The organism is Cohnella hashimotonis (genome assembly GCF_030014955.1).
In the GTDB taxonomy this organism is placed as follows: domain Bacteria; phylum Bacillota; class Bacilli; order Paenibacillales; family Paenibacillaceae; genus Cohnella; species Cohnella hashimotonis.
Map to the genome: position 1 here is coordinate 2,838,264 of NZ_JAGRPV010000001.1, position 24,187 is coordinate 2,862,450.

General features: G+C 56.9%; 18 protein-coding genes. 12 read left to right on the forward strand and 6 right to left on the reverse strand.

Annotated features, from left to right (window positions below; all coding sequences use genetic code 11):
* Positions 1-125 precede the first annotated feature (125 nt).
* Positions 126-1,103: an aldo/keto reductase gene (locus tag KB449_RS11430; protein ID WP_282908491.1), complete on the forward strand. Its 978-nt coding sequence runs from the start codon at positions 126-128 to the stop codon at positions 1,101-1,103.
* A gap of 84 nt (positions 1,104-1,187) precedes the next feature.
* On the opposite strand, the gene KB449_RS11435 is transcribed toward KB449_RS11430, so the two are convergent.
* Positions 1,188-3,458 carry a helix-turn-helix domain-containing protein gene (locus KB449_RS11435; protein ID WP_282908492.1) on the reverse strand — a complete coding sequence of 757 codons (2,271 nt, stop codon included), beginning with the start codon at positions 3,456-3,458 and terminating at the stop codon, positions 1,188-1,190.
* A 279-nt stretch (positions 3,459-3,737) separates the two neighbouring features.
* Between KB449_RS11435 and KB449_RS11440 the strand changes: the two genes are divergently transcribed.
* From KB449_RS11440 to KB449_RS11465, 6 genes are all read left to right on the forward strand, one after another.
* Complete coding sequence (locus KB449_RS11440; protein WP_282908493.1) at positions 3,738-4,706, forward strand: ABC transporter permease; 969 nt, start codon at positions 3,738-3,740, stop codon at positions 4,704-4,706.
* 13 nt (positions 4,707-4,719) lie between these two features.
* Positions 4,720-5,592, forward strand: a complete 873-nt coding sequence (locus KB449_RS11445) for a carbohydrate ABC transporter permease (protein WP_282908494.1) — start codon at positions 4,720-4,722, stop codon at positions 5,590-5,592.
* 103 nt (positions 5,593-5,695) lie between these two features.
* A complete protein-coding gene (locus KB449_RS11450; RefSeq protein ID WP_282908495.1) occupies positions 5,696-7,276 on the forward strand; it encodes an extracellular solute-binding protein in 1,581 nt (526 codons plus the stop codon).
* 35 nt (positions 7,277-7,311) lie between these two features.
* Positions 7,312-8,466: a GNAT family N-acetyltransferase gene (locus KB449_RS11455; protein WP_282908496.1), complete on the forward strand. Its 1,155-nt coding sequence runs from the start codon at positions 7,312-7,314 to the stop codon at positions 8,464-8,466.
* Positions 8,467-8,531: 65 nt separating this feature from the next.
* On the forward strand, positions 8,532-11,111 hold the full coding sequence (locus tag KB449_RS11460; RefSeq protein ID WP_282908497.1) for a glycoside hydrolase family 9 protein: 2,580 nt from the start codon (positions 8,532-8,534) through the stop codon (positions 11,109-11,111).
* Positions 11,112-11,331: 220 nt separating this feature from the next.
* Entirely contained in the window at positions 11,332-13,779 is a 2,448-nt protein-coding gene (locus KB449_RS11465) for an EAL domain-containing protein (protein ID WP_282908498.1), read from the forward strand.
* 55 nt (positions 13,780-13,834) lie between these two features.
* On the opposite strand, the gene KB449_RS11470 is transcribed toward KB449_RS11465, so the two are convergent.
* Together KB449_RS11470 and KB449_RS11475 are read right to left on the reverse strand one after the other, a co-directional pair.
* Positions 13,835-14,125: a DUF2653 family protein gene (locus tag KB449_RS11470; RefSeq protein WP_282908499.1), complete on the reverse strand. Its 291-nt coding sequence runs from the start codon at positions 14,123-14,125 to the stop codon at positions 13,835-13,837.
* A gap of 6 nt (positions 14,126-14,131) precedes the next feature.
* Positions 14,132-14,578 (reverse strand): hypothetical protein, encoded by a 447-nt coding sequence (locus tag KB449_RS11475; protein ID WP_282908500.1) that lies wholly within the window; start codon positions 14,576-14,578, stop codon positions 14,132-14,134.
* Between the two features lie 136 nt (positions 14,579-14,714).
* On the opposite strand from KB449_RS11475, the gene KB449_RS11480 reads away from it, so the two are divergent.
* Positions 14,715-15,275, forward strand: coding sequence for a DUF309 domain-containing protein (locus tag KB449_RS11480; protein ID WP_282908501.1), 561 nt, complete (start codon positions 14,715-14,717; stop codon positions 15,273-15,275).
* 26 nt (positions 15,276-15,301) lie between these two features.
* Here KB449_RS11480 and KB449_RS11485 read toward each other — a convergent pair whose 3' ends face one another.
* Both KB449_RS11485 and KB449_RS11490 read right to left on the reverse strand, forming a co-directional pair.
* The gene (locus tag KB449_RS11485) at positions 15,302-15,901 is read right to left on the reverse strand and encodes a beta-class carbonic anhydrase (protein ID WP_282908502.1); all 600 of its coding nucleotides are present in this window, start codon (positions 15,899-15,901) and stop codon (positions 15,302-15,304) included.
* Positions 15,902-15,916: 15 nt separating this feature from the next.
* Positions 15,917-16,264: an iron-sulfur cluster biosynthesis family protein gene (locus KB449_RS11490; protein ID WP_282908503.1), complete on the reverse strand. Its 348-nt coding sequence runs from the start codon at positions 16,262-16,264 to the stop codon at positions 15,917-15,919.
* 114 nt (positions 16,265-16,378) lie between these two features.
* Between KB449_RS11490 and KB449_RS11495 the strand changes: the two genes are divergently transcribed.
* Positions 16,379-17,908 carry a carboxypeptidase M32 gene (locus KB449_RS11495; protein WP_282908504.1) on the forward strand — a complete coding sequence of 510 codons (1,530 nt, stop codon included), beginning with the start codon at positions 16,379-16,381 and terminating at the stop codon, positions 17,906-17,908.
* Between the two features lie 80 nt (positions 17,909-17,988).
* On the opposite strand, the gene KB449_RS11500 is transcribed toward KB449_RS11495, so the two are convergent.
* Positions 17,989-18,882, reverse strand: a complete 894-nt coding sequence (locus KB449_RS11500) for a helix-turn-helix domain-containing protein (protein ID WP_282908505.1) — start codon at positions 18,880-18,882, stop codon at positions 17,989-17,991.
* Between the two features lie 128 nt (positions 18,883-19,010).
* Here KB449_RS11500 and KB449_RS11505 point away from each other — a divergent pair, with 128 nt between their 5' ends.
* The 3 genes from KB449_RS11505 to KB449_RS11515 all read left to right on the forward strand — a co-directional run bounded on the left by KB449_RS11505 (position 19,011) and on the right by KB449_RS11515 (position 24,072).
* Positions 19,011-19,784, forward strand: coding sequence for a phytanoyl-CoA dioxygenase family protein (locus KB449_RS11505; RefSeq protein WP_282912797.1), 774 nt, complete (start codon positions 19,011-19,013; stop codon positions 19,782-19,784).
* A 152-nt stretch (positions 19,785-19,936) separates the two neighbouring features.
* Positions 19,937-21,106, forward strand: coding sequence for a GntR family transcriptional regulator (locus tag KB449_RS11510; protein ID WP_282908506.1), 1,170 nt, complete (start codon positions 19,937-19,939; stop codon positions 21,104-21,106).
* 182 nt (positions 21,107-21,288) lie between these two features.
* Entirely contained in the window at positions 21,289-24,072 is a 2,784-nt protein-coding gene (locus KB449_RS11515; protein ID WP_282908507.1) for a glycoside hydrolase family 38 N-terminal domain-containing protein, read from the forward strand.
* Positions 24,073-24,187 lie beyond the last annotated feature (115 nt).

A 24,187-nucleotide genomic window follows, 5' to 3' on the forward strand; every position in this document is an offset into this window, starting at 1 on the left:
GATCGCGTTAAAAGTGCGTTGAGAGTCGATGATAGGGCGAACGGCAAAAGAAGATCGGGATTGGCCTAACTGTTATTCGATCGGTTACAATAGAGGGGAATTCATATCGAGGAGGAGATTCGCTAGTGAAATTCAGTCAACTGGGAAAATCGGGCCTTAAGGTCAGCAAGCTGTGCCTCGGAACGATGAACTTCGGGGTGGATACGGACGAGAAGGACGCGTTTCGGATGATGGACGCCGCGCTCGACGCTGGCATCAACTTCTTCGATACGGCTAATATTTACGGTTGGGGCGAAAACGCAGGGCGCACCGAGGAGATTATCGGACGCTGGTTCACGCAAGGCGGCGGACGGAGAGAGCGCGTCGTGCTTGCGACCAAATTCTACGGGGACATGAGCGACAAGCACGACGGGCCGAACGGCGAAGCGGGATTGTCGTCGTACAAGCTGCGCCGCCATCTCGAAGGCTCGCTGCGCCGCCTGCAGACGGATCATATCGAGCTCTATCAGATGCATCACGTCGATCGCAACGTCTCGTGGGACGAGCTGTGGGATGCTTTCCGCATCGCGCAATATCAGGGCAAGATCGGATACGTGGGCTCGAGCAACTTCGCAGGTCGCGATCTGGTAAAGGCCCAATACGAAGCCAAATCCAAGGGCATGCTCGGCCTCGTGTCCGAGCAGCACAAATACAGCCTGATCACGCGCCTTCCCGAGCTTGAGGTGCTGCCGGCCGCGCACGAGCACGGCATCGGCGTCATCGCCTGGAGTCCGCTCGACGGCGGCCTGCTGAGCGGAAAAGCACTCAATCCGGCGCCGGGCTCGAAGCGCGCCAGCGATCAGACGCGCGTAGAGAAGTATCGTCCGCAGCTCGAAGCGTTCGCCAAACTCGCTGCGGAGCTGGGCGAATCCGAAGCGAATCTGGCGCTGGCCTGGACGCTGGCGCATCCGGCGATGACCGCGCCGATCATCGGGCCTCGCACGATGGAGCAGCTCGAGGGCGCGCTGCGCGTCGTCGACATCGAGCTTGGTGAGGAGACGCTGAAGCGACTGGACGAGATCTTCCCGGGACCCGGCGAAGCGCCGCGCGCCTACGCCTGGTAATCGGCATAAACGGATTGAAGCCGCTCGCGACCGCGAGCGGCTTTTTTGACGAAGCGAAAAGAATAAGTTTCACCAATGCCCAGCCTATAGATTGCTTGCATCCGATCGCTGTGCCGGGGGCGGCAGCGCTTTGCGGTATTCGCCCGGCGTAACGCCCGAGCAACGCTTGAACATACGAATAAAAGAGTTGACGTTTTGATAGCCGACATAACCGGCCACATCCGCAATGCGAAGCTCCAGATTCATGAGCAGAGCCTTAGCTTTGTTGATTCTGAGCTCGTTCAGATGATCGCTGAAGTTGATTCCGACCTTTTCCTTAAAGTACCCCGACAGATAACCCGGCGTAAGATTGAGCTTGTCGGCGATGGCATCGAGATTGATATCCTCGCAGTAATGGTTCTCCATATAGTCAAGGACGAAGGAGGCGATCGGATCCTTCGTTACGCTCCTTTCGGCAAGGACGACCAGGGCCGGGCGGATCAGCTCCCGGAACCAGTCTTGATATTGCTTCACGTTGTACAATCGGCCAATTTTCTCGATTTCGAGCAGCATTTCCGTCCGTGCGCGCATGTTCAGCTTAGCGAGCGTTATCTCTACCTGCTCCGCAGCCCCCCGGGCAAATGCCCGATATTCTCTCACGGCCGCGTCTTTGCGCTTCAACACATCGAGCTGCCGGTCGACCCACTCGAGCACGGCATTTTCGTTGCCGTTCATAAGCAGCGTATGCAGATCCTCTCCGGCTGTCAGCTTCAGGCGGGATGCATTCGACAGCGACGCCCTCGGACCTGTGATAATCTGAGTATCTCCGTTCAATTTTCGTTCGCTCAGCAGCTCGGACAATTGACCGTACGCTTCTGTAAATGAAGTGTGAGCCGGATAAACCGGGCTGACCGCAATTGTCAGGTATAAATAATCGTCAGCAAGCAGCAGTTGCTTTAAGGTCTCAAGGGTTTGCACGAGGTCGCTTTGGGAATCCGGATCGAAAATTAATGACATTAACCGATTCTGTTCGATCGGCAGCGTAACGCCATCCCTTGGAGAAAAGAGGTTGTGAATGAGCTTGCGGAGCATGAGCATCTTGCTTTCGTAGGCCAGTTCCGGATTTTTAAATACAATTTCATAAAGAACGGCGGCAAAAGGTCTGTTCGATTGTACAAGCTGTTCGATATCGGCGAGATTCGGCGCCATCGGTATATTTTTCACCTTGTTGGTATAAGCGTACTGCTGAACGAGCGTGTTTTTGCGGTCGAGATCGGTGCGTATCCGTTCGTTGGTCTGCAGGATGCTGCTCATCCGGTCGCTCAGGATGGCATACTCCCGGATGTTGCTGATCGGCTCCGCTGCGGCGGATTTGCGTTCGAGCATCGCGATGAGCCGACTAAGCGGATGGTTGAGCCGCAGGCTGAACAGGACGGAGGTGACGATGGCGACCGCGACGGCGGCGGACAGAAGGGAGACGAGCAGCACGTTCAGCCTCATCATCTCGGCGGCGATGCTGGCAATAGGGACGACGCGCTCATAAGTGAAGCCGGTGTCCGCCCCTTTTTTATAGAAATAAAAGAAGTTGCCTTTCCGTTCATGATACGTATCGCGCTGCAGCGGCACGGGAGAACGCATGTCGCCGGTGGGAGAGGAAGCAAACAGCATCGCTCCTTCCCGGTCCCAGATCGAAAAGGTCGAATCGCCCGATTGGCCATAGGCGGCATACAACCGCTGCGGATTCACCAGGAGGAGCCCGTAGACGTCTCCATACGATGCGGCCTTGAACCAGATCGGCATCAAGGGACCCTTCGGACGCGTTTGGCCCATCGAATGCTCCTGAAAGTCGGAAACCGGTAATACTTGCATAAAGGTGCTGCCAGCCGTTGACTGCGCCCAATATTCGGGCGGGTAATCCGTGCTGGCGTAATACTTGCCGAACATGTCTTCGATGCTGCTGGTGCCTTCCTTTTCCAGCACATAGCCGGCCTTTCGAAAGATAAGGATGAAGTTATCCAAATGAAGAAACGGATTCGTATACAAAGCGGCCAGATTTTCTTTGACTTCGGGGAGGATATCATAGCGATTGTTATCTTTAACGCGGTTAAGAATCTCGAGATTAACGGTCCATCTGTCGGAGCGCATCAGGGAGATCAGCATCGTCTGCGTCATCCGAAATTGATTCTCATAGCTGTCGACGGTCTGCTTCATGCCGAGCTCGTTATAGCGTACGATTTCTTTGTACAGCTTGCGGCTCAGATAGAGGTACGCAAACAGATTGCAAGAAGCGAGCAACACGATCACGCACAGGAAACTGACCATCAGCTTGACGAACAGCGTGTTAAAAGCAAGCTTGAGCCCGGCACGTTTGATCATCTTCGAATTTCCCCCCCCCGGCAAGCAGCCTCGCGATCTCGTATTTTGCCTTTCGATAACATCATCATACCGATTCAAATCTGACAGCAACAATATGCATTTTTACTTTTTTGTATTCAGTTCTTCCGCTTTCCGCAATCGTGGCGATCGGCAGGAATACGTGGAGATATATTTACCTGTACAAAGCGGGATATGATGCGAGTACATCGATTCCAGGCATCACGGCTGCTTCCGGTACTTTTAACTGACAGAATTTAACTGACAGAAGGGGAAATGCGTATGACTCAAGCAAGCGCGACGACACGACCGATCGGAAAGGAGAAGCCGATACCCGAGCCGAAGGCATCGCGGTTCAAGCGGCTCTGGCAGAGCAACAAATATTTATGGCTGCTTTTTCTGCCCTGTCTGATCTATTATCTCGTGTTCCGCTATGCGCCCATGTTCGGGCTGGTGATTACGTTCAAAAACTATAATCTGTTCAAAGGGATTTGGGCCAGCGATTGGGTCGGCCTCAAGTATTACCGGTTGTTTTTGAACAATCCGGATTTTTGGCCGCTGATGAAGAACACGTTTCTTCTCGGCCTGTACAGGCTGATATTCGGCTTTCCCGCGCCGATTATACTTGCGTTGCTGCTGAATGAACTGAGAAAAGCGGCGGTCAAGCGGTTCGTGCAGACGGTCAGCTACCTGCCTCATTTTATTTCCAACGTTATCGTCGCGAGTATGGTCATCATGTTCCTGTCGCCGACCGGCGGGCTTGTCAACAACCTGCTGACGGAGCTCGGTTTCGAGCCGATCAATTTTATGAACAAGCCGGAGATGTTCAGGGGGATCTACGTGCTCTCGGAAATATGGCAGCATATCGGCTGGGAAACGATCATCTATCTGGCAGCGCTCACTGCCGTGGATCCCCAGCTGTACGAAGCGGCCAGTATCGACGGCGCCAGCCGAATGCGCAAAATGTGGCATGTCACGCTTCCCGGCATCTCCTCGGCGCTCGTCATCACGCTCATTCTGAATATTGGCCAGGTGCTGGAGATCGGCTTCGAAAAGGTGTACTTGATGCAGAATCCGGCCATCTACGATACGGCCGATATCATCAGCACTTACGTTTACCGGATCGGACTGGTGCAGGGCAATTTCAGTTACGGTTCCGCGATCGATCTATTCATGGGCATCATCAGCTTAATCTTTATTTATGGCGCCAACTGGATCAGTCGGCGCGTCAGCGAGACCAGCTTATGGTGAGAGGAGCCGCTGTATGATCAACTCGCAACGGCCGGGCATTTTCCCGATCGTCAGCGCCGTCATTTTAACGATCGTCGTCGTCGTGACGCTGTATCCGTTCGTTCATATGCTTGCCGTCTCGTTCAGCGGCGACATCTATGTCATGCAGAACGAGATTACCGTTTGGCCGAAAGGCTTTAACGTCAAAATGTACGATCTTGTGCTCGGGGACCCCAAGATCTGGACCGCATTTCAAAATACGATCGTTTATACGGCGCTGGGAACCGCCATCTCGCTGGCGCTCACTTCGATGGGGGCTTACGCGCTGTCGCGGACGCAGATGGCATTTCGAAAATCGTTAACGATGTTAATCGTTTTTACGATGTTTTTCGGCGGCGGAATGATTCCGACTTATCTGGTCGTTCGGTCCCTCGGACTCGTGGACACGATCTGGGGCATGGTGCTTCCCGGCGCGGTCAGCACCTGGAACCTCATTCTGATGCGCACCTTTTTTTCTGGCATCCCCAAGGAGCTGGAGGAATCCGGCCGTCTGGACGGCTTGAACGACATCGGCATTTTCCTTCGGATTATGGTACCGCTGTCAACCGCGTCCTTCGCCACCATTGCGCTTTTTTACGCAGTAGGTTTATGGAACAACTTTCAACTGCCGCTTCTGTACTTGCGTACGCCGGACACGTTCCCGCTGCAAGTGCTGCTGCGCAACCTCATCCTCGCAGGTACCGCAAGCTCGGGCGATGTGACGCGAATAGGAGGTGATAACCTCATCGTCGAAGAATCCCTGAAGTACGCCACGATTATGGTGTCTACGCTTCCGATTCTGGTGGTGTACCCTTTTGTGCAAAAGTACTTCGTCAAAGGGTCTATGATCGGGGCAATCAAGGGCTGAGCACGAGCGGACCGGACGCGCGATCCGGCCTGTACGAGATGTTCGCAGACGAGCAACAAAATCGATGTTGCCGCACATACAAACGCTTAGGAGCTGAACGAATTTGTCAAACGTCCTCAAAAAGTCCGCTATTCTGTTGGCGAGCGCCGCCGTGACGGCAACGATGCTTGCTGCGTGCGCCAGTAACGACTCCAAAGACGGCGCGTCAGCCGGCGCAAGCTCCTCGACTTCCTCCGCAGGCGGCGGGGAAGCGTCGGGCAAGTCCAATTTGAAATTTATGGCGCTGCTCGACAACAACCCGACCTTTCCCTATTCGAAGGATTGGCCGATCTGGCAATGGATCAAGGAGAAAACGGGGGTCACGCTTGAGGTGCAAACCCCATCGGGCAATTTGGGGGAATCGCTGAACCTGGCTGTCGCCTCCAAAGAAATGCCCGACCTCATGTATATGCCCAATCGCGAGGAGTCGAACAAGTTCGGACAGCAGGGTGCGCTTGTGGATATTTTGACGCATATCGACGATATGCCGAATTTGAAGGCCTGGATGGAGAAGTATCCGGAAGAAGCGAAGGCGGCATTGTCTGCGGACGGAAAAATGTATATGTTCCCGAATCAAGGCTTCGGCGAGACGAACCGTACGATCTGGATGTATCGAAAAGACGTGTTCGACAAGGAAGGACTTAAAGCCCCTTCGACCTTCGACGAGCTGTACGAAACGCTGAAAACGCTGAAAGCCAAGTATCCAGACTCCTACCCGCTGACGCTCCGCTACGGGGAGAACCAGGACGAGATGCTGGCGAATATGACGGTGGACTTCGAGACCGGCGAAGACGGATATTACGACTTCGACAAGCAGGAGTGGCGCTTCGGCCCCACGGAGGCTAATTACAAATCGATGGTTGCGATGTGGAAAAAGTTTTATGACGACGGGCTCATTCCGCCGGATTTCCTGTCGCTTCAGACGAAGCAATGGCAAGACATGCTGTCCACCGGCAAATCGTTCATCACGATCGATTACATCAGCCGCATCGACTTCTTCAACAAGGCGATGCAGAAGGAGAATCCGGCGTACAACATGCAGTTCATGGCGCCGCCGGCCGGCATAGCCGGCGGCAAGCAGCACAATCCGTATCTTCATTATCTCGAGAGCGGGCTAACGGTTGCTTCTACCTCCAAACATATTAAAGACATTATGAAATATATGGATTTCTTCTACTCGGAGGAAGGACGAACGCTTGTCAGCTGGGGAAAAGAAGGCGAAACGTACGAAAAAGGCGGGGATAAGCTTAAATTTAAGCCGGAATACACAGACATTATCGAGCTGCGCAAGGCAACCGGTTTGAAGACGAGCGGCACCTATACGTGGATCGATTTCGATTCGGATCTATCGCTATCGTCCGATGATCTCAAATACGCGTTCAAGGAAGCGGCCAAATACGATCCGCCTGCCATGCAGCCGCGTCCTGCTCTCACGGAACAAGAGACGGAGATCGTCGCCTTGACCGGCCAGGCGGTCACCAAGCACCGGGACGAGAGCATCGCCAAATTCGTCACCGGATCGAGAAGCCTGGATGAATGGGATCAGTACGTGAAGGAAATGAACAACCTCGGCGTCGACAAGCTGCTCGATACGTACAGAGAAGCTTACAAGCGGGTTCAAAGCATCAAACTGGACACCAAGTAAACGGAAAGTCGATATTGACACGGGAGGGAAGGAACGTGGATGAGGAAGGCGCTTCGGGCATGACTGACATTCGAGCGTTGGCGCCGGAGGAAATGGCGCAAGCGATTTGCGGGTCCGACGCCGTTTTCCGCGATGCGGAGCAAACTTCGATGGGGATCGCTTTTTCATCCGTTTTTTCGGCGGCCTTGTCGCAATCGCTAGGCGCCTTTGAAGACGGCAAGCTCGTGTCGTTCATGGGGCTTGTCCCCGCCACTTTGCGTATTGGGGCGGCCCATGTGCCGATATTCTCGATCGGTTCGGTATTCACAGGGCCGGACGATCGCGGCCGCGGTCATGCCGGCCGCCTGCTGCAGGCGGCGAAGTCGCACGTTCGGGCATCCGGCGGTGCGCTTATATTGGTCTCGGGCACCCGCTCGTTGTATTTGCGCAATCAATGCCATTCGTACGGCGAGATCACGCGCTTCACGATCGGGCCGGTTCAGGGGGAGGAGCTGCTGGGTAGCCATGCAGGCATCGCGGTTCGCGAGCTGTCGCGGACCGACTGGCTTTCATTGCACGCGCTCGCTGCTTCGCGCCATGTCGCCTACGCGCAGACTGTGCGCGAGCTGGCGGAGCTGATCGCCTGCGAAGCGTATGCGAGCTGCTTCAAGCTGCGGCATCGCACGCTCGTCGCGACCGAAGACGGCCGCGTAGCCGCGTTCGCCGTGTTGGCGATGCCGGACGAGCGCGGCAGCGAGCAGGAGCCGTTCGCCATCGAATGGGCTGGCAAAGCCGGCGCGCTGGCCGCGTTATTCGGTCATGCCGTCGTCGCATACGGATTGCCGAGGCTGGACGTGCCGGTCGCCTGGAACGAGACCGAGCTGCTGCAGGCGCTCTCGGGCGTGCCGTCCGCCAAGGACCGCAATCTCGGCACGGTCCATATCGCCGACGCGGAGCGGCTGTTCGAATCGCTGTCGCCGTACTGGCATGCAGCCGCGGCGAGCGATGCGCCTCGCATCCGCACGCTGGCGCATCACCGGTATGCGCTGGCAGCGCCCAATGGCGGGACGTTCGAGCTGGATGCCGAGACGCTCGTCTCGCTGATGTTCGATCCCAAGCCGACGCAGCCTGCCGCGTTCGAAGCGCGCGCTGCGATGCCCGGGCTGTTCCCCGTGCCGCTGCCGTACGTCGGCGGACTGAACTTCGTCTAAGCCGAGCTGAGCCAACGTCTACGTCGGGCAAGTTTACCCAAGCGAACGAAAAGGAGCTGACCGCCATGTTTAAGGTTCTGAAAACGTACACGGTTCTGCTGACAGTCGCTATCCTGACGACCGCCATTTTATCTGCCTGCGGGATGAAGGAGGAGAAGTCGGTGCAGGCCAACGCTAGCGGCAGTTTTATCCGCGTGAATCAGGTCGGATACAGTCCGGGCGCGAGTAAAGTAGGCATGGTTTTATCGAGTACGAATTTGAGCGGCGTCCGATACGATGTATACAATTCTAGCAATACTTCGGTACTGAACGGCACCATCTCCACCGCCAGCAAAGGGAGCTGGGGAGATGCGGGCGGCGCTAATATTCCTTATGCCTATGCTTTGGATTTCAGCTCGCTGAATACGGTCGGCAGCGGATATTATATTAAAATCAACACCTATAAATCCCCAACCTTTAATATCGACCCTGCGGCTTACAGCAGTCTAGCCGACCTGTCCATGAAGTTTTTCAAGGTGCAGCGATGCGGCAATACGAATCCGGACGGTCATCTCGTATGCCATGTCCCGGGCTCGAATTCATCCGTGGACGGCAAGCCCGACGGCGCGTCCGGCACGAAGGACTTTACCGGCGGCTGGCACGATGCCTCGGATTATATCAAATTCATGAGCACCATCGGTCATGTCGCGGATGTGATGCTGACCGCCTATATCCATCATCCGGAAGTTTTTCCCGAGCCCGGCAGCATAAACGGCGTACTGACGGAAGCCAAGGTCGGTCTCGATTTTATCCAGAAGATGTGGGACAACACGAACCAGATGCTGTACATGGAAGTCGCGGACGGGCTGGACCATGACGTGGACAATGACGATCTGGATTCGCGCAGCAAGACCTGGCCGCAGAACGACAATACCATCTACGGGGCGGCGCGCCCGGTGCATCCGTCTCCTGCCGGTACGGGCGCCAATCTGGCCGGCAAGGCAGCCGCCGCATTGGCGCTGGGCGCCAAAATCTGGGGAGATCCGAACGGACCGAGCTATAACGCCGCGTTGGCCGGCAGCTATCTGACTGCCGCCCAGCAGATCTACACCTGGGGCAAGACGAGGACGGGGATCGCAGGGGACGCTGACGAGTTTTACGTGGATACGGATTATAAAGACGATATGGCCTGGGCGGCAGCCGAGCTCTACCGGGCGACAGGAACGGCCTCATATTTAACGGAAGCCAAAGCGTACAGCGACAGCGCGGGGGAATGGTACAACAAAAGCGATACAAGCCTCAACTGGTCGAGAGCCTACCACTGGGCCAACTATGAGATCGCCTCCCTGGACCCGACCTATAAAAATACGGCCGTCGGCCGTATCAACAACCATCTGAACTTAAAGAAGAACTACGCGAACGGACAGTTCTGGAATACGAGCAGCGATCCCAAATGGGGAACGTACGAAGCGATGAGCAACAATGCGGTCGAAGCGATGATGTATCAGGAGCTGACCGGCAATACCACGTATGCAGCGCTGGCTCAGCAGCAGATCGATTTTATGCTGGGCAAAAACCCCTGGGGCGTCAGCATGCTGAACGGGGCGGGCACGACGTGGTTTAAAAATCCTCGTCATCGCGTCACGACCTTGAACCGGGTGACCAATCCGAACTATCAGCTTCGCGGATCCTGGAGCGAGGGTTTCGAGACGAGCGCGCAATATGCTGTCGATCAGCAGGACCCTTTGCTGGCGGGCCAGGAGGACCCTGCTATCGCGCAGTTCAATGACAATCGAATGATTTGGCACGACAATCGCAGAGACTATGCCACGAATGAAGTGACCATTTCGGGCAATGCGGCGGGCATGGCGATGGTGGCCTTCATGGGCGGCGGCGCAGCGTCTTCCGCACCTGGCGTGCCTACGGGGTTGACGGCGACAGCAGCCGGTTCGGCTCAGATCAACGTGACCTGGAATCCCGCATCCGGAGCGACGGGCTACGATCTTGAAGTGGATGGAGCTGTCGTGAGCAGCGTCGCATCCCCCTACGCGCACACCGGCTTGTCGACAGGATCGACGCATACTTATAAGGTTCGCGCCAAAAACAGCACAGGCACAAGCGCATGGAGCGCTGCGGCGAGCGCCGCCACGTCTTCGAGCGCTTCGACCGACTACGCGACGAACGGCGACGCCTACGTAAGGGACGGTACCTATGCGACGACAAACTATGGAACGGCATCGACGATCGATATAAAAGGAGATCCGGATGCGGGATATAACCGGAAAGGGTTCGTCAAATTCGATCTCACCGGGCGCTCCGGCACATCCGTTGCTTCCGCGCTCCTGAAGGTGTACGTTAGCGCCGCCTCCGCATCGACGCCTGTCAAGGTATACGGACTTGCAGGCAACGACAGCTGGATCGAATCGGGCACTGGAGGGATCACCTGGGACAATCAGCCCAGCAGTACGAACGCCGTACTGATCGGTACGCTTAATGTATCGTCGGCAGGCTGGTACACGATTGATGCCGCAAGTTATGTGAACAGCCAGTTTGGCGGAGACAAAAAAGTGACCTTCAAGCTGCAGGTCGAGAACAACAACGGCGCAAGCATTAGCTTGAACAGCAAAGAAAACACAGCCAATAAACCGGTGTTGACCGTGAATTAAGCTTTCGTCCGAAGCAACGCAAAGGACCGTCAAGGAGCGAACTTGTCCCTGACGGTTTTTCTTATGGATAAAAAGTATAAAAGGGCACACTTGATCGACAAATATCGATGAATTATGATGAATTACGCCAAGAATTGGGTGTACTATGCGTCGATTCCACGTATAATGGGTAAAAGCGCGACTCTATCGTACAGCGCAAGATTTGGCTAGGAGGACCGCCATGACACACACGCACGGATCCTATGATCTCTTACTGGTCTTGCTCTCGTACTTGATCGCCGTACTCGCTTCCTATACGACGCTCGATCTCGCAGGCCGCATCAGCACCGCAAGCTCCGGCTACAAAACGTTGTGGATCGGTTTCAGCGCGGCAATCATGGGGATGGGCATTTGGTCGATGCACTTTGTCGGCATGCTCGCCCTGCGCTTGCCGATGGCCGTCAAGTACGACGTCTTGCTAGTGGTCATCTCGGCTGCAGCCGCTATTGCAGGCTGCTTCATCGCCTTATTTCTCGCGGCCAAGCCCCGACTGGGCTATCCCCGCCTTCTTTTGGCGGGTGTTTCGCTGGCGGCGGGCATATGCGCCATGCACTACATCGGCATGGATGCCATGAAGATGCCGATCCGGTATTCGCCTTCGATCGTGACGCTGTCGGTCGTCATCGCGCTGCTCGCATCCGTCGCGGCGTTATGGCTCGCCTTTGTCTATCATCGTCAGCAGAAGCGTTACGCCATCCGCAAAAAGCTGGCGAGCGGCCTGATCATGGGCGCTGCCGTGGCAGGCATGCACTACACGGGCATGAGCGCTGCCGCATTCGAGATGGACCATGCGAGCATGCACGGCAGCATGGGCATGTTTTCCAACCAGCGGATGATGGCTTACGGCGTCGTCGTAGGAACGCTGCTGACGCTCGGACTGTCGCTCGCGGGCATCGTCATCGCCAAGCGATTCGCGGCCAAGCAGCGGCGCATCGAAGAGAGCCAGAATTGGTACAAGGCGATCTACGACAGCATGACCGACGGCATCATCACGCTCAGCCTCGACCGGAAAATCACGGGTTTGAATCCGTCGGCGGAGCGAATCGTCGGCGTACAGCAGTCCGCGCTCATCGGCATGCCGCTGGAGGAGCTGCTGCGCGTCGCCGCGTCCGAACGCTCCGAGGAACTGGAGCATATTCTCGCCCTGGCCAAGGACGGCAAGCGCCAGCTGTACGAATCGACCATCGTGAACGCCAAGGGCGAAGCGCTGAGCCTGAGAGTATCGATCGCTACGGTGCGCTCGGGCGACGGAGCCGTCGGCATGTATATGAAGCTGCAGGATGTGACCGAGGACAAATCCAAAGAAGAGCATATCCGGAAAATGGCGTACGAGGACGACCTCACGGGTCTTCCGAATCGCCGCAAGTGGCAGGAGCGACTGGCCGCGACCGCATCCGAGCTTGGCATCAACCGCAACTGCTTCGCCGTGATGGTGCTCGATATCGACCGGTTCAAGCTGATCAACGATTCGCTCGGTCATCAGTACGGCGACCAATTCCTGAAGGACGTATCGGAGCGGATCTCGCAGGCGCTCGAGGGCAGAGGCGCGGAGCTCGCGCGTCTGGGCGGCGACGAATTCGCCATCCTCGTCATGGATACGTGCAGCAGGGAGTCATTGTCCGAGCTTGCCGAGGAGATCGTGCACCAGATTCAGCGTCCGTACCCGCTGCATCATCAGGATTACTACGTGACGGCGAGCATTGGCATTGCCGTCTGTCCGGAGCATGGCGAACAGCCTGACGAGCTGCTGCGGCATGCGGATCTGGCCATGTACGAGATCAAGAAGCAGGGGAAAAACGGTTTCCGCTTCTACCAGCCCGAGCTTAACGACAAGCTTACCGAGAAGCTTGAGCTCGAGCGCGATTTCAGACAGGCGCTGCCGCGCAACGAGCTCGAGCTCTTTTACCAGCCGCAGGTGCGTTCCTCGGACGGCGTCATGATCGGCGTGGAGGCGCTCGTACGCTGGAATCACCCGCAGAAGGGCATGATCTCTCCCGGCGTGTTCATTCCGCTAGCCGAAGAGATCGCGCTCGTCGGGCCGCTCGGAGACTGGGTGCTCAGGGAGGCGTGCCGTCAGATGCGAGAATGGCATTTAGCCGGGGGACCGCTCGTGCCGGTGTCCGTCAACTTGTCTTCTCAGCAATTTTATCAGTCCAATCTGGACGAGCACATCGCGAACATTCTGACCGAGTCTGGTCTTGAGCCACAGTATCTCGATCTGGAAATTACGGAGAGCATGATGATGGACGTAGAAGTGTCGACGGCGATTTTGAACCGGCTCAGTGCGCTCGGCGTCCGCATCAGTCTGGACGATTTCGGGACAGGCTACAGCTCGCTCAGCTACCTGAAGCACTTCCCGATCCACAAGCTTAAGATCGACCGGTCCTTTATCCGCGACATTACGGTGAGCGAGAGCGACCGCGCGATCGTCGCGACGATCATCTCGATGGCCGAGCATCTCAAGCTCGATATCATTGCGGAGGGCATCGAGACCAAGGAACAGCTCGACATTTTGCGCGAACAATCGTGCAGAGAGATTCAAGGCTACTACTTCAGCAAGCCGATTCCGGCCGTCGAGATCGAACGCAGCTTTTTCGAGCCGCTGCGAGACAGCAAGCTGAGAGCCTGACGCATACGAAAGAAGGGCCGGCGGTCAATGACCGCCGGCCCTTCTGCATGAATCGTTATTCTTCGAAGACGTCCGCGAATATTTCCTCCAGTTCCTCGTCCGCCACCATCGTGATGGAAGAGGGATAGACGCGTCGTCCGTATTCGGTTAGCATATATCGAACGATCGACTCCTTGAGATTGGCTTCGACCAGGTAGCGGCTGCGTCCTTCGACCCACACCTCCGCCGTGAAGCCTTGCTCGTCGTCCCACGAGAGCTCGACTTCGACGGAGGTAACGGGAACCTGCTGCCGCTCCGACGTATGCAGGCATACGGCGTTTACGATCTCGTCCGTCGTCAGCCGCATAACGGATTACCAGCGGCGATTGGAATCGTTGGGACCTTGCGGTTGATGCTGTCTGCGACGGCGCAAGGAATTCACGATGCCCATAATCAGGACGACGACGAAGAAGATGGCGGCGAGATTGACGAGCAAGCCCAGGATGTCCCCGAAGAAGCCCATGCCTCCGAACATGCCGCCGAACAGCATGCCGGCGATCCCGCCGATCATGAGGCCTTTCATAAAGCCGCCTCCGCTCGTGAATCCGCGCTTCGGCGTCGTTGCGCCGGCCCCCGCCGTCGTTCCGTTACTTTTATTCGTGCTGCTGGATACGTTGTCCTGCGCCTTAGCCGGCGTCTTTGTGTAGGATCGCTTGCTGGAGCTGAATCCCTTGCGCGCGGCATCCGCTGCGTCGGCAGGAATGACGACAGCTGCCGTGAACGCGAATAGCGTGAACACGAGCAACATTTTTTTCCACATACGTTGCGATTCCTCCTGTGTGAATAAGTTGTGTTCGGTAATACGGGATAAATCGCGAGCGGTTTCATTTTTTTCGGTTTTTTCGTATGCTTGTTCCTATCGGAACTTGCATGGGTGGAAGGAGCGCACTGACGACATGAGGTCATTATTCCCGATTCCGGAACCTTTCGTACATTATTTGGCTGAATATCATGGCACCCGCGATTATTTCGAATGTCATGAGATCATGGAGGAATATTGGAAGGAAAAAAAAGAAGCCGCCTATGAAGGCAGCTGGCTGGTGCTCATTCGGATCGCGGTTATGCAGTATCATGCGCGCAGGGGCAACGGCAGTGGCGCGATGAAACTGCTTGCGAAGGCCGAGACGGAGATCGAGCCGGACCGCATGGACGAGCTCGGCTTGGACGGCCGGAAGCTTAAGCGGATGCTGGACCACAGAAGAGAGCGCTGGGTCGACGCGCATAGCGTCGTCTACGACGACTTCAATCTGCCGATCGCGGACCCCTTGCTTTTGGAAGCGGCCTTAGACAGGACCGAAGCGCTCGGCGCCAAGTGGCTTTCTCCCGGCGAGCTTGCGGATGCGAGCATCGTTCATCGCCATCTCACGAGAGACCGAACGGAAGTCGAGCAAGCGAGGGAAGCTTCCATCCGCAGACGGCGTCGAGTGAGCAATCCAGCGGATCCAAGGGATCCATAGAATCAAAGGAATCCGGGCGAGCCCGATTAATCGAGCAGAGCGCTGGCGTCGGTCTGCGCCGACAGATAGGCGTAGCCGTCCGTCACAAGCTCGAGCTCTCCGGTCACCGGGTCGATGATCAGCCCGTGAACCGGCGTGCCCGGCGGCAGCAGGGGGTGATTGCGTACGATTTCGACGCTGTTTTCTACACTGCTCTTGACGTTCTCGAAGCCGGTAAGCCAACGGTTGAAGTCGACGCCGGAATTGTGCAGCATGCGGATCGTGTCCTGACGGATGCCGCGCTTCATCATATGGCCGACGACGACCTTCGGATCGATGCCCGTCATGCCGCAATCCTTGTGGCCGATGATCATGACTTCGTCGCCCTTCAGTTCATATAGCGCGACGATGACGCTGCGCATAATGTTGCCGAACGGCGCGGTGATGATGGCGCCCGCGTTTTTAATGATCTTGGCGTCGCCGTTGCGAATATTGAGCGCCTTCGGGAGCAGCTCCGTCAGACGCGTGTCCATGCATGTGACGACGACGAGACGCCGGTCAATCGCATTGTTGTTCGCGTACTTTTCGAATTCTTTGTTCGCAACGAACTCCCGGTTGTGGCTAAGTACTTCTTCCAATTTGGTCATTGTAGATGGCTCCTATCAGCGAATATGAGTGCTTGCGGAAGTTCTCAGGTCGACCGTGCCCAGCGCGTTCGTGTAGATCTGGCCGTCGCTAGACAGCCTGAAGCTGCGGTTTGCGCCGTCGTAGGAGACGCGCAGCACATCGTCGAAATAAACCGCGTGTTGCGGCTCGTACCACAGCTCGATCGGCTCGCTGTCCGCCCGCAGATCGCCCTCGGCAGGCGCGTCGACCGCCCATAAGAACGGCACGCCGTTCACTGCGCAGCCGCAGCCCTCGTTGTCCGATACGAGCTTCCAGACGCGGACCGGCGGGTCGAACTTCGCTTGCAGCGCAGCGGCCGCCTCATTCGTCCATTCGATTCTCATCGCTCTTCGCTCCTTGTAGCTAGCGTTAACAGACCGTTATGTTGATTATAGAGATCGCGGCAGGTATGATCAAGGGGTCTGCTATTCATTAGGAAATGGAAGGATGAGATCGGAATGAGCGAAAAAGCCGCTGCAAAGGATTCGGCGATCGTCCGGTTTCGTGCGCTGACGACCCAAATCAAGCACTACGAAGAGCTGCTCGGCGTCGTCTATTGGGACATGCGGACAGGAGCGCCACGCAAAGGCATCGCCCAGCGCTCCGAGGCCGTCGGGACGTTGTCCTCGGAGATGTTCAGGCTGTCCACGTCCGCGGAGATGGGCGAGCTGCTGAACGAGCTGGGCGGGGCGGGATCGGAGGGCGAATTGTCCGACGTGGACCGCAAGCTGATCAAGGAGACGCGCAAGGATTACGAGCGGAACCTAAAAATTCCGCCGGAGCTGTACAGAGAGTACGTCGTGCTGACCTCCCAGGCCGAGACGGAATGGGAAGAAGCCAAGGCCAAAAGCGACTTTAAAGGATTTCTCCCTTATTTGAAGCAAATCATCGATTACAACCGCCGTTTCATCGCGCTTTGGGGCGTGAAGGGAACGCCTTACGACACGCTGCTCGACATGTACGAACCGGGCACGACGACGGCGGATCTGGACCGTTTGTTCGGCGAGCTCCGCAACAGGCTCGTGCCGCTCGCAGCCAACATCGCGCAGCGCGGAGACAAGCCGGATACGGCCTTCCTTCAGGGCACCTTCGACAAAGCTTCGCAGAAACGCTTCAGCCTGTATACGCTCGGCCAGATGGGCTACGACTTCGAAGCGGGCAGACTCGACGAGAGCGTGCATCCGTTCGCGACCGGGCTTAGCACGGGCGACGTCCGAATCACGACGCGGTATCTGGAGGACGATCTGACGAGTGCGCTGTTCGGCACGATCCACGAGTGCGGGCATGCGCTGTACGAGCAGAACGTCGACGCGAAGCTTAACGGCACGCCGCTATGCGGCGGCACGTCGATGGGCATTCACGAGTCGCAGTCCCGCCTTTGGGAAAATATGATCGGGCGGAGCCGGGAGTTTTGGGAGCGGTATTTGCCGGAACTCAAAAAGGAATTTCCCGCACAGCTTGAAGGTATCGACGCCGAAGCGTTCTACCGCGGCATCAACGTCGTAGAGCCGTCGCTAATTCGCATCGAGGCGGACGAATTGACCTATAACCTCCACATCATGATTCGCTATGAGATTGAGAAGATGCTATTCAACGAAGACCTCGATCCCGAACGGCTCGAAGAGGTGTGGAACGCGAAGTATAAAGAAGCGCTCGGCATCGAGCCTGCGAACGCGGGCGAAGGCGTCCTTCAGGACGTTCACTGGTCGGGCGGCATGTTCGGCTATTTCCCTTCGTATTCGCTCGGCAACATGTATGCGGCGCAAATGCTGAATACCGCCGAACGGGAGCTGCCGACGCTGCATGAAGATATCGCAGCCGGACGGTTGCTCCCGCTCAAGGAGTGGCTGACCGAGAAGGTATACCGGCACGGCAAGATGCTCGAGCCGGGCGAGATCGTCGAGCGGATCACCGGAGAAGCGCTGCGGTCGGATTATTTGTGCGATTATTTAGAGCGGAAGTACAAAGAGATTTACCGGCTAGGTTAAGCGGGGCGAAAACAAAAAAAGGGATGGACAGGGCTTCCTGTTCATCTCTTTTTTTTGTATCGGGACGAGAAACGGATCGTTTACGTAGAAGCGGGCAGGGACTTTTTGCGGTACTCGGCGGGCGGGATGCCGTAGCGGTCGGAAAATACGCGGGTGAAGTAGTGTACGGACTGGTACCCCGTCAGATCTGCGATTTCCTTGACGCTGCAGAGGGTCGTCTTGAGCAAACCTTCCGCGGAGAGCATGCGTTCCCGGGTGACGTAGTCCACGAGCGATTGGCCGAGCTCTTCCTTGAAAACGCGGGACAAATGCCGCCCGGATATGTTCAAATAGGCGGACACTTCAGCAAGACCGAGCGAGCCCGATAGATTGTCGCGAATATAGCGCTTGGCGAGCTGGACGAGATGCGTGCGGGAGCGCGAGGACGACTTTGCCTTGGCGACGGGCGTGCCGTCCGGTCGTCCGAACGTCCCGGGGAACGACCGGAGCAGCAGCGCGCACAAGCTGTTCGTATGAGGCTCGCCGTCCGCCCGATGCTGCAGGACATGCCTGTACAGCGCGCGCCACAACAGCGCGGTGACGCCTTCCGGGCCCGCAACGACCGGAGAGGGGCTGTCGAGCAGCCCCGCATCGTACTGCCTTGCCTCCGGCGAAGAGGCCGCCGAGACGACCTCGAAGGCGACAAAAAAGAGCTGCAGCCCCGTTCGGCTGCGAATCTGGTGCCAATGCCCTGGCAGCGAAGCGAATAGCGTGCCGGCCTCGAGCTTGTAAGTGATATCTTCGTCCTCATATTCGCCCGCCCCGTCGAGTACGTAGCATATTTCATAAAAGGAATGTCTGTGAACGGGGTTGTCGTAATGCTGCCACTCGAATCCCCAGTTATAGATTTGAAAAGCAACGCCGTCGCCGTCGCTGCACCTTCGGTTATTCTCGTTCAAGGTCCTTGTCACGAATAGAAAGCTGTCTTCCGACAAAGTTGTCACCTCTTGGCGCGATTATACAAACGGACGTCCGGGTTCTGCAAATACAGAAGGATGAAAATTTCCTACAATGATCGTATTCCAAGCGTTTACATCGAAGGAGGCCAAATGGAATGGATAAGCTGATTAAAGCAGACGACGTACAATTTTACAAGGATAACGGGTATTTGCTCGTCCGCGGCGTCTTCTCGTCCGAGGAAGTGGAACAGATGCGCAATGCCGTGAACGGCATCATCGATCGCGCCGCCAAATCGAAGTTCGACGGCAACGCGACCTGGCAAGGGGACTATTTGCCGCCCGAGGAATTGAAGAAGCTCGTACTTAAAGGTTTCCACGACGTTCATTATCACGACGCTTCGTTCACCCGCGCAGCTGTGCATCCTAACATGACGGCCGTCTTGTCGCAGCTGATCGGTCCGAACGTTCAGCTTCACCACAGCAAGATGCTGGTCAAGCCGCCCGAGAAGGGCGCGGCTTTCCCGCTGCATCAGGACACGCCTTATTTCCCGCACGCCGACCATACGATGCTCGCGGCCAGCGTCCATCTCGACGATTCGGACATGGAAAACGGCTGCCTGTGCGTCATTCCCGGCTCCCACAAGCAAGGGCTGCTGCCTCATGTCGGACGCTATTACCTCGATCACAAGGAATATCCGTTATCCGCGTCGACGCCTTGTCCTGCATCGGCGGGCGACGTGCTGTTCTTCAACTATTTGACCATTCACGGTTCCGACGTGAACCGCAGCACGCGCAACCGGCGCAACGTCCTCTTCCAGTACCGCGATCCGACGGACCTGCCGACCGAAGACGTGCACGTGAACTGGGGGCAGGGGCTCATGGTTTGCGGAGAAAATCCGGTTTATAAGGCCTACCAGCCCGAATACGCGTTAAAATAAAGGCCAGCCTTTCAGTTTGTTCGGACATAGACCTGACGTCCTTCTTGGGCGGCAGGTCTGTTTTTTATGGAACGGATGGCAATAAGAGAGTTGGTCGAATGATATGTCATTTGCTATAATGACTGCAACGACATTGAAGGGCATGAGGTTAAATGACGCAGGGGACGCCGTTATATCGCACCATTTTCTCGTTTTTCCTGGAAGAAATCGCGGAGCGGCGGTTAAAGGCGGGAGACAGGCTGCCGACGGAGCTCGAGATCGCCGAACGGTTCGGCGTGAGCCGGATCACCGTGATCCGCGCGATGAAGGAACTGGAGCATCGGCAGCTGCTGTATCGCGTGAAAGGCAAGGGGACTTTTGTTCGCGAGGATCTGGACCTTCGCAACGAGCGGGGCGTGCATGATAAAGCGCAGTCCGGGACGGGACAGGATCCAAGCGGCGCAGAAACGGCCGCCAATGTCGCCCTTCCCCTCATCTCTGTCATAATGAGCGATTTGGAGCAAGCGGGGCAGGATATGCTGCGCGGCATCGAGCATGCGGCGCGGAAGCACGGGTATTACGTGAGCTTTCACAACGCGATGATGGATCCGCGCGTGGAACGGAGCTTGCTGGAGAAGCTGGCGCAGGACGCGCGGGGGATTCTTGTGTATCCTTGCGCGGGCATGGAAAATATCGACCTGTTCAGCGGCATGACGATCCGGCAATTTCCCTATGTCGTCATCGATCATCCGCTGGAAGGCATCGAAGTGCCGCTGTTCTCGCCGGACAACGAGGGCGGCAGCTACGAGATGACCCGGCATTTGATCGGGCTGGGGCACGAACGTATCGCTTTCGTTGCGCCGGGGCTTTATTTGCATCCGTCTCTTCGTCAGCGGTACAAGGGCTATTGCCGCGCGCTGATCGAAGCCGGCATTCCCGTGCGTCCGGACTGGATCGAATCCGCCGACTGGACCGCCGTCAGTAAACCGGATGCCCTATTGAGGGAAGCGTCCGCTCTTTTGGAGCGTTGGTTGTCGGGCCGTTCGCGGCCGACGGCTCTGCTCGCCGGCAACGATATTCTGGCTATTCATCTGATAAAGGCCGCTTTGACGGCAGGAATAACGGTTCCCGAAGCGCTGTCCGTCGCGGGTTTCGACAATCTCGCCATGACCGAGTACCTGGAGGTGCCGCTGACGACGGTCAGCCAGCCCTTCTACGAAATGGGGGAAAGCGCCGCGGAAGCGCTCATCCGGCTCGTCCGGGACGGAATTCCCATTGCAGGCAGGCAGTTGGACACGACGCTCGTCATACGCGAGTCGACCGCGGCTCCCCATCAAAATTAAACATGATAGATGCGGTTTCCATTGAGGAGCCGTCTCAAGGCCGGTTAGTCGAGCCTTCGAGACGGCTTTTTCTGTTATTTCCGGTCATGCACATTCAAAAATATGATATAACATATAGTTGTGATTCATTTTTTCGACGTTTATAATGATATATTATATGATCATTTTGAGGGGGATTCACATTGAGCGATTTGCAGAAAAAAATCAGTAAGGTATACGTACTGTCACACACGCATTGGGATCGGGAGTGGTACCAGGATTTCCAGGGCTTTCGCCAGCGGCTCGTACACATGATGGACGAACTCATCGATCATATGGAAGGCGACGAGGCGTATCGCTACTTCATGCTGGACGGACAGACGATTATTCTGGAGGATTATATCCGTATCCGTCCGGAGCGCAAGGACCGTCTCGCGAAGCTGATCGCGGGCGGAAGGATTCAGATCGGACCGTGGTATGTCATGCCGGACGAATTCCTGGTCAGCGGCGAATCGTTGATTCGCAATCTGCTCAAAGGCGTTCGCGATTCCCGCAAATGGGGAGCCGAGCCCGTGCGCTCGGGCTACGTGACCGATATTTTCGGCCATAACAGCCAGCTGCCGCAGCTGCTACAAGGTTTTGGAATCGATCATGCCGCGATGTTCAGAGGATTCCATGGCGACAAAGATCCGTCGGAGCTGTGGTGGGAGGGCGCGGACGGGAGCCGGGTGCTGGGGCTCAAGCTCGACGAGGATCGGGCATACAGCGATTTTTATTTTGCCGTGCGCTGGCCGTTTTTCGAGCGGGACGACGATTACGCAGGCCATGCGGAGGAGCTGGTCCAGCGGGTGCAGCAGTATTTATCGTTTAAAAATGAACGCGCTACCACCGAAATCGCGATCGGGATGGACGGCGTGGACCATGTCGAGATCGAACCTCAGCTGGCATGGCTGCTGCGCACCTTGACCGAAGAAACTGGCGTTGAATTCGTTCATGCCACGATCGAGCAATATACGGCCGAGCTGCGTTCGAAAATCAATGCGCTGAAGGTACACAGAGGCGAACAGCGCGCGCTCGGTTTCAATGGCATCAACAATTGGGTCCCGGAAAACGTGTTGTCTTCGCGTATTCATCTCAAGCAGCACAATCAGCATGGGGAAAATTTGCTGGAGAAATGGGCGGAACCGCTTGGCGTCATGACCGCCGCGCTGGGCAAGCCGTACCCGGCGGGCTTCCTGTCCGAGGCCTGGACGCATCTGCTCCAGAACCACCCGCACGATTCCATCTGCGGCTGCTCGATCGATCAGGTCCATCGGGATATGGTCTACCGGTTCGATCAGGCCAGATTAATCGGCGACGGGCTCGTGAAGGAGAGCGTCCAGTATATCGTCAACCACTTGGATGAAGATCGGGTGGAGGGCAAACAGGTGCTGGCCGTATTCAACATGTCGCAAAGCGCCATTGACGGCATCGTGGAAATCGAGCTTTCGCTGCCGGCCGGGTCGGACGCCTCGCTGCGGATGGCGAGCCATAATCTGCAAGGCACTTCCTTCAGGATTTTCGATGGAGATCTGCGCGAGATCGCCTATCAAGTGCTGTCGGTACAGCGCGATCACGCGGAAATGTACCGCCCTTATCGGGAGCTGCCTCGCGGCCGGGTCAGCGACGTCTACCGGCTGGCGATGCATGCGAAGGTGCCTTCGTTCGGCTATACGGCCTTCACAGTCGAGCCCTTCGAGCTCGATTGGCACGGACCGCTCGAGTTCAGCGCGCCAAAGCTCGTTGCGCCCGTCCGCCATCCAGGGACGCAAAAGATCGGCGCCCGCGCCTGGGACAACGGGCGGATTCGGCTGGAGGTACGGCCGGACGGCACGCTCGATATTACCGAGGCAGCGACCGGCCATACGTTCCGCGGACTGCTGCGTTTCGAAGATGAAGGAGACATCGGGGACGGCTGGACGCATATGGCGCCGATCGGCAATGAACGCTTTACCTCCGCCGGCGCGCCGGCTCAGCTGTCGGTCGTGTACGACGGTCCATACGCCACTTGCCTGCGAGTCTGTTCGAGCCTGCGGCTGCCGCAAGGCGTCGACGCATCGGGAGCAAAACGCAGCGATGCTTGGACTGACTTCGCGGTCACAACGTTCGTCACACTGTTGCGGGGGGACCCGAAGGTATACTGCAGGACCGTCGTCGATAACGCGGTGCGCGACCATCGCTTCGGCGTCTGGTTCCCGACTGGACTCGATACGGACAGCTACGCCGCCAGTACGCCGTTCGACCTGGTGAAACGTCCGTTCCGCGAGCCGGACCGATCCGATTTTTTGCGCAAGCCGTACGAAGCTTTTCCGCACAACGGCATTTTGGCCGCGAACGACGGCAAGGCGGGGCTTGCCATCTACAGCAAAGGGCTTTATGAGGTATGCCTGCGCGACGACGAGGACCGGGCGCTCGGGTTGACCCTATTCCGAAGCACGGCTAAAGAGGTCGGCACCGATCCGGGGGACGGCGGGCAACAGTTGAGGACGATGACGTTCGAGTATGCCATGGAACCGTTTCGCGTCGAGGAACAGTTCGAGAGCAGGCTCTGGCTGGCTCATCAGCGCTACGCGGCCGGCATTCGTACTGCGGAACGGCCGGCGGGCCGCGTATGGAGAGAATCGCCTTACCGCAGGGCGTCTGATTTACCGCTGTCGGCTTCTTTTCTCGGCATCGTGGGTGCCGGTCTGCAGGTTAGCGCGGTCAAAGCTGCCGAAGAGGGGAACAACCGCTGGATCGTACGAATCTTCAATACGACCGATCGGGAAGCGAGTGGCAGGCTGATCTGCCAACGGGCGCTTGCCGAAGCCCATCTGCTTAATTTGAACGAGGAAACGCTCGGGAATCTGGAAACCGATGGAAGCGAGGTCGCCGTCAAAGCCGGCCCCCGTCAGATCCTCACGATCGGCTTGGTCTGGGACAACGACAACGGGACCGAGGAACTGTAATTTAATTCGAATGCTTCGCTTTCCCAAGGGGATTAGCCGCTTGCCTGGCGCACTGCGGGGAGGAAAAGACGCAAGCGTTGTCGAATTGTAGCTCGCATTGACGGCTCGACGATCG